Origin of the sequence: Cognatundibacterium rivi, assembly GCF_018139565.1 — a bacterium.
GTDB classification, from domain to species: Bacteria; Pseudomonadota; Gammaproteobacteria; order Burkholderiales; family Burkholderiaceae_D; genus Undibacterium; species Undibacterium rivi.
On the sequence record NZ_JAGSPK010000001.1, the window covers coordinates 213,210 to 226,423 of the forward strand.

Sequence of the window (13,214 nt, forward strand, 5' to 3'; positions counted from 1 at the left end):
GTGGCTTTTTCCGCCTTTTTCCCCTTACTTAATGTTTTACATTAAAGTTTTGCATTAAGATGCAAATTGCTTTTATCTTGTCAGGTTTTCTATGCTCAAAGCCGTTATTCTGGACGCGAATGCGATTGCCCGCAATTTACTGACTTCCGTACTCAATAACGGCGGCCACGAAGTGATTGCTGACGCTAATCTCGCCCCCGCCAGCCTCGCACGCGTGATCCGGCTCAGGCCGCAGATTGTTTGCATCGATCTTGGCGAAACAGATGAAGCTGGTTGGGCCATCGTCACCCAGCTACGCACCGAGCTGCCAAAGTCGCTGCTGTTTCTGGTGTCTTCCGGCATTAACGCCGGGTTGATTCAGGAAGCGCAGCAGCGCGGCGTCCATGGTTTTATCGTGAAACCTTTCAATTCCGTCGCCGTTCTGACTTCCATCCGCAACACCATCCTGCGTATTGCCAAACAACAGCGTGCGAATGCCGAAGCCGCCGGCAGCGGTGGCACTGAACCGGCCTGAACAGTTTCATCCGGTACGACAGCTGTTTTATCCGCCCTGATCTGCATTCGTCGCATGCTCACGCAATCCCATGATGCCCGCGTAGACTGCATTCGTCTGTGAAAAGGAAGATCATGTCAGCCACACCTGCAAGCCATATGCCGCCATCAGCGAATGAAGAAATATTGCCACCGGAAGTCTCCGCCCGAAGCGAATCCTGGCTGACCCGGGCGCGCAATTACCCGGTGTTTTCACGCACCTGGTATCGCTATCGTGCCCGTGCCTGGGTAGGGACACTGATTCCCGCGCTGCTGCTGATTTTTCTGATCGATGCGGCGCGCGGCGCTGACTGGCGCACCCTTTTTGTTGTCTGGATACCGCTGTCTCTTGCCGGTACCGCGATGCATCTTGGTGGTGCTGCGCTGGCGGTCTGGATGCGACAACGCGGCTACGCAGAAAAAAAAGAATGGCGTTGTCTGATCACGGTTTTATGTGCCGGATTATTGTGCAGTCTGTTGCTATTTTTTGCAGCGAGGCAGGCGACACAGCAATTATTGCATTACGAGGCACCGATGCTGACCGCGCTGAAATTGCATTATTCTGGTTCGCCGGATTCTGCAAAAACAACCGCGGCCACGCCTGCGGGAAACTGGTTATCTGAATTCAAAGCCGGATTTGAGCAGGGCTTGCAGGATGGCAAACAAAACCGCACGCCACATCCACCTGATATGTCAGGCGCGGATTTCTGGAAAGGCTTTTATATCGGTTTGGTATTGTCTTCAGTCTGTATTTACCTCAGCGGTGGTTACGATCTCTGGCTGTTTTCTCGTCAGCGCAATATGTTGAAAGTCGCTCAGAGTAAGCGCGCATCAGAACAGGCGCAGGCGATGCAAAGAGAAACCGAATTACGCTTGTCGGTATTGGCTGCGCAGGTGGAACCGCATTTTCTGTTCAACACGCTGGCCGGTGTGCGTTCGGCGATCAGCACTGAGCCAGCGCGGGCGGTCGCGATTGTCGATCATCTGGTCGATTATCTGCGGGCGACCATACCGCAGATGCGCGACGACGGCGGCTCGGTGCAGTCGCGTTTAAGCAAGCAACTTGACGCCGCACATGCGTATCTGAGCCTGATGCAGGCGCGCATTCCGCGCCTGAGTTTCAGTGTCGAGTCACAGATTGCTGACGCCGCAGTGCCGCCGCTGATGCTGATTTCGCTGGTGGAAAATGCGATCAAACACGGCATAGAACCCAAGGTCGGCGCGGCGCACATCGCCGTGACAGTGCGTGTCATCGAAACACAAGAAACGCAAGAAACTCCAGAGCCGCGCATGTTGGAAATGCGCGTTGAAGATGATGGCGTCGGCTTCGGCGGTCACAACAGCGGCTCTGGCATTGGCCTGGCGAATATCCATCAGCGGTTAGCGGCGATGTACGGCGACCGCGCCAGCCTGCTGTTGAAAGCCCGTCCCGAGGGCGGGGTTGCTGCCATCATCACGATTCCTTTAGAAAAACAGACGGAGGCTGCATGATCACCGCCATCATCGCTGAAGATGAAGATTTACCACGTAAGGAATTGCGCCGCATGCTCAATGAGTTATGGCCGGAACTGCAGATTATCGCCGAGTGCGAGCATGGCGCTGATGCGCTCGATGCAATTTATACCCACCAGCCCGACATCGCATTTCTGGATATTCGCATGCCGGGCATGTCGGGGCTGGATGTCGCAAATGCCGTCAAAGGGCGTTGTCATGCGGTGTTCACCACTGCGTATGACAATCATGCACTCGATGCGTTTGCCGCCGGTGCAATCGATTATCTGTTGAAGCCAGTGGCGCAGGCGCGGCTGGCGGAAGCAATTGCGCGTCTGAAAGCGCGTCTTGCCAGCAAACAAGTCGCACCCGATCTGAGCCAGTTGATGTCGGAACTCGACAAGCGCATCCGTGGCAATGCGGCCGAGCGCATACGCTGGATCAGCGCCAGCGTCGGCGATACGATCAAGATGTTCCCGATAGAAAAAATTCTGTTTTTCAGTTCCGATGAAAAATATACCCGTGTCGTGTGCGGGCATGACGAAGCGCATGTGCGCAAGCCGCTGAAAGAATTGATGGAAGGACTCGACCCCGATATCTTCTGGCAGATCCATCGCGGCACGGTGGTGCGCGCCGATGCGATTGCACGCGCGCAGCGTGACGACATGGGGCGCTATCTGGTGGAGCTGCACGGCAGCCCGGAAAAACTCAAAGTCAGTCAGGCCTATGCATGGCGCTTTAAGCCGATGTAGACACCGATTAAATGCCGATTTGACGATGAACGTTGACACCGCGTCGGCACGTGATGACCGGAAATAGCCAGCGGCGCTGACGCTAATTTGTTAAGCTGGGCGTTTTTCATCGATACGGAAAACCGCATGCGCAGTGTTGATCTTCTTCGCCTTTTATCGCTGGCTGCGATCTGGGGTGCTTCGTTTCTGTTCATGCGGGTGCTGGCACCTGTCCTGGGCGCATTATGGACCGCAGAAATCCGCGTTGGTCTGGCGGGGCTTGCCTTAACTTTATTGATGCTGGCGACGCAAAAGCCGATCGATATCCGGCGTCACTGGCGGCAATATCTGCTGCTGGGTCTGGTGAATTCGGCGCTGCCTTTTGCCTTGTATTCGTTTGCCGCGATGCGTATGCCTGCTGGTTATTCTGCGATTGTGAATGCCACCAGCCCCTTATGGGGCGCAGTGATGGGCGCGATTTTTCTGAGTGAACGTTTCACCGGCCGCAAAATGCTGGGCATGTTGTGCGGCGTGGTCGGCGTCGGTTTTCTTGTGCGTCTGGGGCCTGTCGCATTCACCAGTGATTTGTTGCTCGGTGTGCTGGCTTGCGTCGGCGCGACGATCTGTTATGCGCTGGCAGGCATCTATTCCAAAAAAGTATCCGGCGCGATGAATTCCATGCAAATGGCGACCGGCTCGCAAGTCGGTGCCGCTTTCGTGTTGCTGCCGTTTCTGCCGCTGGCGCCGGTACAAGGTGAAATCACCAGCCAGATTCTGCTGCTGGGCGCAGCGCTGGCGCTGTTATGCAGCGCAGTCGCCTATCTGATTTACTTCCGCCTGATGACAGATGTGGGGCCGACCAAAGCGCTGACGGTGACTTTTCTGATACCGCTGTTTGCCTTGTTGTGGGGACATTTGTTTTTGCATGAAGCCATCACCATGAGCACATTGATCGGTTGCGCGGGCGTGGTACTGGCGACGTGGCTGGTGGTGTTTGCACCTAAAAGCTCTTGAAAACGCCTCAAAAGCACGAAAATATACTGGGGGGGAGTATTTTTTAACGCCCTTTGTTTATAAGGAGATTAAGCATTTTTTGACACATACTCCCTATAAAATGGAAAAAAGCCCGGAAATTCCGGGCTTTTTTTATTGTCATTTCTGTCGGTAATTATCGCTGCCCGTGTCATTCGCCCGGCGCAGGCAAGACCTTCACCCGCAGCGCACTCGCCTGATTGCTGCTGTGATAAACGCGATGCGTGGCTTTAACGAAATCGCTGTCTTTGGCCGCGTAAATATTCGGCACAAAAGTTTGCGGATTGCGGTCGATGAACGGGAACCAGCTTGACTGCACCTGCACCATGATGCGGTGACCGCGCTGAAACGTATGCAGTACATCGTTGATATTGAACGCGACCTTCGTCACTGCGTTTGGCGTGAAGGGTTTCGGCGTTTCAAAGCCATCGCGGAAGCGCGCGCGGAAAGGTTCACCGCGCACCAGCGTTTGCTGATTGCCGCGATTGATCTGCCCGTCCCGCGCATCGGGCGGCGACACGTCGATCAGCTTGACCACGAAATCGGCATCAGTGCCGGTGACGCTGACAAATAAATCGGCATTCAGCGGCCCCGCCAGCGTCACATCTTTATCCAGCACCTCGGTTTGCCAGGTCAGCACATCCGGGCGGCGGCTGGCAAAACGTTGGTCGGCGGCGATATATTGTTTGCTCCAGCCGTTCAGAATCTCGGTTGTATACGGCACAGGCTTGGCCGGATCGCTGACGTATTCATCAAAGCCACTTTCGTTTGCTGTGTTTGCTGTTGGCGCTGTGAAACTCAGCTTGCCGTTTGCATGGAAATACAAAGCCTGTTCTTTGCTTTCTTTCGGCGGCCAGGCATCGAAACCACGCCAGCGATTCGCGCCGGTTTCAAACATCCAGGCTTCCGGCAACGCTGGTTTCTCGCCGCCTTTCAGATGGTGTTTAAAGAACGCGAATTCGACCGGCTGATAATTGCGCACCGTCTTGAAACCGAAATTCGCATCGCCAACCTTGTCGCCATCGCCACGCGTCCAGCCGCCGTGTGTCCATGGGCCGATCACCAGCGTATTTTGTATGCCCGGATTTTGCTTTTCTATCGCGCGATAGGTTTGCAGCGGGCCGTATAAATCTTCGGTGTCATACCAGCCACCAACCGTCAGCACGGCGGCTTTAATATTTTTCAGATGTGGCAGCAGATTGCGGCTTTGCCAGAACTGATCGTAATCGGGATGCGCAACGATCTCATTCCAGAACGGAATCCCGTTTTTAAAATATTTGTCGTTTGCATTCGCAACCGAACCGAGTTCGAGAAAAAACTGATAGCCGTCAGGCGTGCCGTAATTGAATTCTTTCCAGCCGCGTTTGTCGGTCGGTTGCGGGCGCGGCTGTCCAAAGCTGTTAAAGAAACCGAAAGCCATCTGCAGATTGAACGCGCCGTTTCTGTGCATATCGTCGCCACGGAACCAGTCCGCAATCGGTGCCTGCGGCGAAATCGCCTTCAGCGCCGGATGCGAATCAATCGCGCCAGCCGAAGTGTAAAAGCCAGGATAAGAAATACCCCACTGACCAACCTTGCCGTTATTGTGTGGCAGATGTTTGATCAGCCAGTCTATGCTGTCATAGGTGTCGCTGCTTTCATCAATATCCGCCGACGTTTTTTTGACATCCAGATGCGGCCGCATATTGACGAATTCGCCCTCCGACATATGCGCGCCGCGCACATCCTGAAACACGAAAATGAAGCCTTCTTTTTCATACTCGGCCGTCGGCCCCAGACTGCTTCTGTAATTGTCCGCGCCATACGGTGCGACCGAATACGGCGTGCGCACCAGCAGTATCGGATAGGTTTTTTTCGCACTCGCGTCGTTCGGCACATACACCGACGTGAACAAGGCCTTACCATCGCGCATCGGAATCCGGTATTCAAATTTGCTGTAATGCTCGCGGATATAGTCGGCATGCTGCTTCATCGCATCGGCGCGGTTGTCCAGACTGACGACGGATTGCTGCGCAGCAGACACCGGCAACGCCGTACCGGTCAATACAAATGCGGCCAACAGACTGGCCAGCAGGGGAGAGAGTTTCATGGAGAATCCTGAGTGGGCTGAGGCATGAACAAGGTAAGTGCAACTGCGTTCGAAACACGACGCAGCTGGTACAGGTTTAGTACGCGATATTTGTCAGAAGTTCCGCGAACTGATGGGAAATGTTTCCAAATAATCTGAGTTTCAGAAAACAAGCTTATTCATCGTCTTCCGGGTTGTATTCCGGTAGTGGTAATTCGGCTTCCGCAATACTGTCGCTGCCTTTGGCTTTGGCGGTGTTTAAAGCAGAGGTGGCGCGTGCCAGCATGATGTCGGCAGTGTCTTTGATGGCGTTGGTGGTCAGGCCGGTTGAAAACGTCACTTGTAGGCCGGGGGCTACGGCATTCCAGTCGCAGTCCGCGACGCGTTTTTTGAGGCGGGCGATGGCTTTCAGGCTTTGATCCAGCCAGGTCGTTGGCATCACGATCGCAAATTCATTGGCGGCGACGCGACCGAAAGAATCGAGTGTGCGCAGCATATCGAGCGCTTCTTTGGCGACCATTTGCAATACCTGACGGGCAACGGCCTGACCGTGTTGCTCCAGAATTTTTTCGAGATGATCGACGCTGATCACGGCAAATGAAAAAGTGTGGCCGGTGCGATATGAGCGCGCTAATTCGCTGTCGAGCATATTCAGCAAAGTGCGGCGATTCAGTGCGCCAGTCAGCTGGTCGTGCTTGGTCAGACTTTCTAACTGCGTCAATACGGTTTGCAGAGTCGGCAGCAGATTGTCTTGCTTGCCGTTTTCTTTAATTTGTTTGATTAACTGTGTCAGCTGTTGTCTGGCATTCGCCAGTGGCTGATCTCCATCTGCAGGCATGTACTCTCCAACTTCATTGAATATTCAGTGCGGCCAGTGTGACCCACGCGGCAATTGCTTGTTGTGACATAAGTCAGCCCGGATGCTGACAACCGGCGATACAATACTGGCGAATTAAAACCCTGGCATTGCTGTTTTTCCTACGATGTCATCGCCTTCGTCGTATCGTCTTACCAGAGCAATTTTGCATCGTCTCCGACAATATAATACTTTACCATCAGGCAATAAAAACAATATTGTGTTTTCTGCTCCTTTTTCTCCTTGCCAACCGGTACACAGCAGCTTGTTTCCGCAGATGAATTTGTGGATCAAGCGTGATGATCTGTTGCATCCGCAGGTGTCGGGCAATAAATTCCGTAAGCTGAAATATCCTTTGCAGGCACTGGCGGGTCAGCCTGTGCATCTGGTCAGCATGGGCGGCTTATGGTCTAATCATTTGCACGCGCTGGCGCATGCCGCGGCGATCGCCGGGTTTCCGGCGACGGCGCTGGTGCGTGGGTCTGAAGGTATGAACAGCGCGATGCTGGACGATTGCCGTGCGCTGGGCATGCACATTCGCTTTGTTTCACGCGAGGCGTATCGCGCTTTACGCGACGACACTGAAGCATGGCGTCAGCATTTGCCTGATAGCATTGTGCAGCATGTCTGGTTGCCCGAAGGTGGCAGTGCAGCGACTGCATTACACGGTGTTGCCGAGCTTGTCAGCGAGCTGGAATTTACGCCGGATCTGATGGTACTGGCTTGTGGCACAGGTGCGACGATGGCAGGCGTGCTGGCCGGATTGCGCGGGCAGGGCAGGGTAATCGGGGTGGCGGCATTCAAAAATGCGGAATATCTGCATGCCGAAGTTGCCCGCTTATTGACGGCGGCGGGCTACCCCGCACATCAGAATTATCAATTGTTAACTACCTTCCACCACGGTGGATACGCTAAAGTGAGCGCGGAGCTCAGCAGGTTTTGCGATATTTTTTTTGAAGATACCGGGATATTGCTGGAGCCGGTGTACACCGGAAAAATGCTGTTTGCCCTGCGCCAGTTGTGGCTGAGCGGGCAGATCGCGCCGGAAAGTAAGGTGGTGGCGGTGCATACCGGTGGCTTGCAAGGCTTGCGTGGCTATGGGAAAACACCGTGAGATCAGAACAGACAGAAAGCAGATGCAGTGACACGAGTCGTAACAAAAAAAGTAATACCAGCGGCAGCAAATCATGGCCGTTGCGTTTTTCAGGTGGCATGTTTGGCAGTGACTTTATGTGTCGCGTCGCAAGTGCTGGCACAGGATCAACTTAAAATTGCGGGTTTTGAGACGCTGAGTGATCCGCTGATCATCTTTGATAAACAGCATCAACTGGTTGGCGGCCTGTTGAAAGACTACACCGATGCGATTGCCCGAGGGTTGGATGCGAAGCCGGTTTATTTGCCTTATTCCCGTCGCCGGATTGAACCTGCGGTCGTCAGCGGTGAAGCTGATCTGGTCTGTTATCACAGTCCGCAATGGGTGGATCAGCCGACTGATTTTGCATGGACTATTCCAAATTTGCCGCAAATAGAACGTGTGGTGGTACGCAAGGAAACGGTCGTGCCAAGCGAGTTTCCTGATGATTTACAGGGTAAAAAAATCGCGACCCAGATCGGTTATCACTATCCTGCAATTGCACCGGATCTGGCTGCTGGCCGGGTAAGCCGCGTTGACATGACCGATGTGCCGAGTATGTTTCGCTTGCTCGCGCTGGGTGGTGCCGAAGCACTGATTACCTCGGAGTCTGAAATTGCCGGTTATTTCAAAAAATTTCCGGATAAGCATTCTTTGTACAGTGTGTCGAAAACCCCGTTTTCTGTCGTGTATACCCAGTGTGCTTTGTCGCTGAAATCGCCGTGGAAAATAGAGCAGATCAATCGGATAGTGCATCGCTTGCAAGAGAACGGCACACAAGACAGGTTGATGCGCAAATACGGTTTGTCTGAGAAATAAGCGATCTGTCAGATCAGCAAGCGGACTGCCAGACCGCTCACTAACTGGTCTGACATTGCCGAAAAGAACAGAGGCATTGCATGCCTGTCATCAGTGCTTAGCTTTTTATCTTCGCTTTGCTTAAAAAATGTGCAAAATTGCCCGTGGTTTCTCCCTGAGTGGATGACAACAGGGTAAACTACGCCCCAAATCTAGTCGCATCCTGCGATATGAGTGAAATAAGCGAGCATCGCATGTCTGAATCTACTTCCCCCATCTCTTTTTCCGATCTGCAACTGAGTGCGCCTTTGCTGCGCGCCTTGCAAGATGTCGGCTACGAAACCCCGTCACCTATTCAGGCGGCGACCATCCCTTACCTGATGGATAACCGCGATGTCCTCGGGCAGGCGCAAACCGGCACCGGTAAAACGGCCTCATTTGCCTTGCCTATTCTGTCGCGTATCGATATTCGTCAGACCACACCGCAAGCACTGGTGCTGGCACCAACCCGCGAGCTGGCGATTCAGGTTGCCGAAGCATTCCAGACCTATGCGCGCCATATTCCCGGCTTTCACGTGTTGCCAATTTATGGCGGACAAAGCTATGGCCCGCAATTGTCGGCACTGCGCCGTGGTGTGCACGTGGTTGTCGGTACGCCGGGTCGCGTGATTGATCACCTCGACAAAGGCTCACTCGATTTATCTGCGCTCAAAACGCTGGTGCTTGATGAAGCCGATGAAATGCTGCGTATGGGCTTTATCGATGACGTCGAACGCATTCTGCAGGAAACACCGGAAAATCGTCAGACTGCCTTGTTTTCGGCAACGATGCCATCGGCCATCAAACGCATTGCCCAGACTTATCTGAACAAGCCTGCCGAAGTCACGATTGCAGCTAAAACCGGCACCGCCGACAATATCCGCCAGCGTTACTGGCTGGTATCCGGTATGCATAAACTGGATGCCTTAACCCGTATTCTTGAAGCTGAAACCTTTGACGGCATGATCATCTTCGCGCGTACCAAACTCGGCACCGAAGAACTCGCCGCCAAACTCGATGCCAGAGGCTTTTCTGTGGCTGCGATCAATGGCGACATCAATCAGCAGCAACGTGAACGCACAATCCAGCAACTGAAAGACGGCAAGATCGATATTCTGGTAGCGACTGACGTTGCCGCACGTGGTCTGGACGTAGAACGTATCAGCCACGTCATCAACTACGATGTACCGTATGACCCTGAAAGCTATACGCACCGTATCGGCCGTACCGGTCGTGCGGGACGCAGCGGTGAAGCGATACTGTTCATTACACCGCGTGAGAAAAATCTGCTGAAAGCGATAGAACGTGCGACCCGCCAGCCAGTGTCACCATTGGAATTGCCGACGATACAGACTGTGAACGATGTCCGTATCGCCCGCTTCAAAGATCAGATCACTGCGACATTGGCGCAGGATGGCTTGCAAGAATTCACTTCGCTGATCGAAGCTTACGAACAGGAACACAATATTCCTGCCATCGAAATCGCAGCTGCCTTAGCAAAAATGGCGCGCGGCGATGAACCATTGCTGCTGGATAAAAATCGTCGTGAAGTTAAAAACGATGATAGCTGGCGTGATGAACGCCCAGCTCGCAGCGATCGCGGTGAGCGTCCTTCACGTGATCGTGGTGATCGTGGCGAGCGCGGCGACCGTGGCGACAGATTTGAGCGTGAAGACCGTGGTTCACGTCGCGAACATAGCCCGCGCGTTGCCGAACCTGGCATGCAAACCTACCGCATCGCGGTTGGCCATGAGCATGGTGTAAAGCCCGGTAATATCGTTGGTGCGATTGCGAACGAAGCGAATATCGAATCGAAATTTATTGGCCGCATCGATATTTACGACGATTACACGATTCTCGATCTGCCTGATAATTTGCCAGCAGACATGCTGGATCATCTGAAGTCTGTGCGGGTGGCCGGTCAGTCTTTGCGTATCAGTGCCGAAAAAGCGGGTGCCGCCGCTGCACCTGCCGCACGCCCTGCACGTGCTGAAACTCGTGCCGAACCGCGTGCTGAGCGCGCACCGCGTATCGTTGACAGCGCACCCGGCAGCCGTTTGAATCAGGTGGTCGATCGTGCTTTTACTAGCAAAGAAGACGACGAACCACGTCCGGCTAAATCGAAAAAAGACAAGGAAAAAGTCAGCATTCCTATGCAGACTTATCGTATTGAAGTCGGCAAGGCGGATGCCGTCACGCCAGCGAATATCGTCGGCGCGATTGCTAACGAAGCGGGGCTGGAAGCGAAATACATCGGTCGCATTGCTATTTTCGACGATCACAGCACACTGGATCTGCCGGATGGCATGCCTAAGGAATTATTGCAGCAGCTCAAGGATGTCTGGGTCGCCGGTAAACAAATACGTATCAGCGCAGTCGGCCCATCCAGCGGCGGTATCGCGGCAGACTTCCCTGCCGGTCAGAAACGTGGTGGCGGCGATCGTCGCGTTGCGGAAAAAGCGCATGGCAAACCAGGTTTTAAATCGGCTAAACCCGGTGAACGTCGTCCATCGAAGTTTGATAAAGACAGCGGTACCACGCGCCGTAAGTCGGGTAAATAAGTCAGCTGAATAAGCGTAATAATCCCGTTATTATTACGGGATGAAAGCATAAAAAAAACCGCCACAATGGCGGTTTTTTTTATCGCTGAGCAGAGTGTCGCAATTATTTTTTTGCTGCTTCTGCTGGTGCTGCAACAGGCGCTGGCGTTGCAGCAGGGCTTGCTGCCGCAGCGGAAGCCGGAGCGGCTGGTACGACAGCGGTGATTTCAATTTTTGCTTTGGCTTTCAGATCGTCAAAAGTCTTTTTCAGGTTTTGCTGTTGCAATTGCTGTGTCAGCGCACCCTTCACGTCTTCCAGAGCTGGTACAGCCAATGGGCGGCTGTCGTCGAGAATAATGACGTGGTAGCCGAATTGCGATTTGACTGGCGTTTCAGTGAACTTGCCTTTTTCCAGTTTCGCAACGGCTTCGCCGAATTCCGGCACCATGCTGCGTGGATTAAACCAGCCCAGATCGCCGCCTTTCGCTTTGGAACCAGGGTCTTGTGATTTTGCTTTTGCCAGACCGTCGAATGCTTTCACGTCTTTCTTGATTTTGGCGATGATGTCTTTGGCTTCTTCTTCGCTGGCGACCAGAATATGGCGCGCTTTAAATTCTGTGCCGCCGGCCGTAGTTTTGAATTTATCGTATTCCGCTTTCAGTGCTTCATCGCTGACGGTCGCGGTTTTCATGTAGTCTTTAACGTAGGAATTGGCGAGGATAGACAAACGCGCCATGTCCAGTTGTTCTTTGACTTCAGGTACTTTATCCAGACCTTTGTTCGTTGCTTCCTGCGCGACCAGAATTTGCATTGCCAGTTGGTCGATCACCATTTTGCGTGTTTCTTGATTATCCGGCATGCCTTGCGCTGCCTGCTGCTGCATGATCTGATCCAATTGTTTTTTGCTGATAGGCGTGCCATTCACAGTCGCGGCGACTGCTTCTTTGCTTTCCGCAGCGGCAGAAGCCGGGGCTGACGCTGAAGCGGCTTTATCCTTATCATTACAAGCGCTGAGTGCGAACAGAGCGATAGCGCTACCCAAAACTACACGGGATTTGATCGACATGAAAATTTCCTTAAATGTGAACTGCGGTTGAAATTCGTTTCAGCTGCGATGCAACTTAGTCACGATTTTGCAGCAGACGATAATGTCTGATGCTTCCAAAATAAAATTGCCGCTGAATTTTACCCGCAATGCGGGACGAGCTGTTAGTTATTCATTTTTCATGACTTCCTCAGGATTTTCTTCTTTGAGCAATGTTCTGCCAACGGCACAGAAATGCAGATAAATACGTCCATTTCAAGGTGTATTGTTTTCCAACTGCGCGACAGGCAGCATACAATGCAAGCTGATTCTATACAGTGAGCATGCACCATGAGCGATACCAGCAAAGATACGGTTCCTGACAATCTCGCCGAAATGCTGCCGGTCGGCATGATTAATGGCGGCGGTACCGCAGCAGCGGCGATGGCACAAGTTGCGCAGCGCAAGCGCGGCGTGCCGGGTTGGGAGGCCTTTCATTACGAGCGCATTTCACCGACAGAATTTGAAGTGACAGGCGGCGTTGCGGTGAATATCGGCGGTGTCAAAAAATTTCAGACCACGGATGACGCGTTGACGGTGACAGAAGCGGAAGTGCTGGCGGCGATGCGCGCTGTACAGGAAGTCGTGCCGCCCGTGCCACAGGCTTTACTGGAACAGGATTTGCTCGCCGCGGATATTGGCAAAACCGTCAGCGGTACTGAACAGCAGTTCTTAAAAGTAGTGTTTGCCTTGCCCGCCGATGCTGCTGGCAGACAAAGAATCTTGCAGGCATTTCAGTTGCAGGCGAATTTTTTTGGCGCGAAAGTACAAGCCTGTTCTTTACATGAAACGCAGCCTTACAACTGATTTTTGCAGCGATTTTTGTGGCTTTGTATTTTCCCCTGAATGCATGTCCGCATAAAATAAGGCCTGCAGGCGTAAAAGCGGCTGTAAGCCTTATTGATCAAGGAG

General features: G+C 53.1%; 11 protein-coding genes. 8 read left to right on the top strand and 3 right to left on the bottom strand.

Annotation, left to right across the window (positions count from 1 at the left end; all coding sequences use genetic code 11):
• Window positions 1–91 precede the first annotated feature (91 nt).
• From KDM87_RS00905 to KDM87_RS00920, 4 genes are all read left to right on the top strand, one after another.
• Window positions 92–514 carry an ANTAR domain-containing response regulator gene (locus tag KDM87_RS00905; protein WP_212677360.1) on the top strand — a complete coding sequence of 141 codons (423 nt, stop codon included), beginning with the start codon at window positions 92–94 and terminating at the stop codon, window positions 512–514.
• A gap of 113 nt (window positions 515–627) precedes the next feature.
• A complete protein-coding gene (locus KDM87_RS00910) occupies window positions 628–2,022 on the top strand; it encodes a sensor histidine kinase (RefSeq protein WP_212677361.1) in 1,395 nt (464 codons plus the stop codon).
• A complete protein-coding gene (locus tag KDM87_RS00915; RefSeq protein WP_212677362.1) occupies window positions 2,019–2,774 on the top strand; it encodes a LytR/AlgR family response regulator transcription factor in 756 nt (251 codons plus the stop codon). The genes KDM87_RS00910 and KDM87_RS00915 overlap by 4 nt, the downstream gene beginning before the upstream one ends.
• A gap of 126 nt (window positions 2,775–2,900) precedes the next feature.
• A complete protein-coding gene (locus KDM87_RS00920; protein WP_212677363.1) occupies window positions 2,901–3,767 on the top strand; it encodes a DMT family transporter in 867 nt (288 codons plus the stop codon).
• A gap of 169 nt (window positions 3,768–3,936) precedes the next feature.
• Here the strand turns inward: KDM87_RS00920 and KDM87_RS00925 are convergent, their stop codons facing one another.
• Window positions 3,937–5,874 carry a CocE/NonD family hydrolase gene (locus KDM87_RS00925; protein ID WP_230407534.1) on the bottom strand — a complete coding sequence of 646 codons (1,938 nt, stop codon included), beginning with the start codon at window positions 5,872–5,874 and terminating at the stop codon, window positions 3,937–3,939.
• Window positions 5,875–6,028: 154 nt separating this feature from the next.
• Window positions 6,029–6,691 (bottom strand): GGDEF domain-containing protein, encoded by a 663-nt coding sequence (locus KDM87_RS00930; protein WP_212677364.1) that lies wholly within the window; start codon window positions 6,689–6,691, stop codon window positions 6,029–6,031.
• Window positions 6,692–6,992: 301 nt separating this feature from the next.
• Between KDM87_RS00930 and KDM87_RS00935 the strand changes: the two genes are divergently transcribed.
• The 3 genes from KDM87_RS00935 to KDM87_RS00945 all read left to right on the top strand — a co-directional run bounded on the left by KDM87_RS00935 (window position 6,993) and on the right by KDM87_RS00945 (window position 11,239).
• A complete protein-coding gene (locus tag KDM87_RS00935) occupies window positions 6,993–7,823 on the top strand; it encodes a 1-aminocyclopropane-1-carboxylate deaminase/D-cysteine desulfhydrase (protein WP_212677365.1) in 831 nt (276 codons plus the stop codon).
• Between the two features lie 108 nt (window positions 7,824–7,931).
• On the top strand, window positions 7,932–8,660 hold the full coding sequence (locus KDM87_RS00940) for a substrate-binding periplasmic protein (RefSeq protein WP_329604891.1): 729 nt from the start codon (window positions 7,932–7,934) through the stop codon (window positions 8,658–8,660).
• Window positions 8,661–8,893: 233 nt separating this feature from the next.
• Entirely contained in the window at window positions 8,894–11,239 is a 2,346-nt protein-coding gene (locus tag KDM87_RS00945) for a DEAD/DEAH box helicase (protein WP_212677367.1), read from the top strand.
• A 103-nt stretch (window positions 11,240–11,342) separates the two neighbouring features.
• Here the strand turns inward: KDM87_RS00945 and KDM87_RS00950 are convergent, their stop codons facing one another.
• Window positions 11,343–12,284: a peptidylprolyl isomerase gene (locus tag KDM87_RS00950; protein ID WP_212677368.1), complete on the bottom strand. Its 942-nt coding sequence runs from the start codon at window positions 12,282–12,284 to the stop codon at window positions 11,343–11,345.
• Window positions 12,285–12,593: 309 nt separating this feature from the next.
• Between KDM87_RS00950 and KDM87_RS00955 the strand changes: the two genes are divergently transcribed.
• Entirely contained in the window at window positions 12,594–13,109 is a 516-nt protein-coding gene (locus KDM87_RS00955; protein WP_212677369.1) for a hypothetical protein, read from the top strand.
• Window positions 13,110–13,214 lie beyond the last annotated feature (105 nt).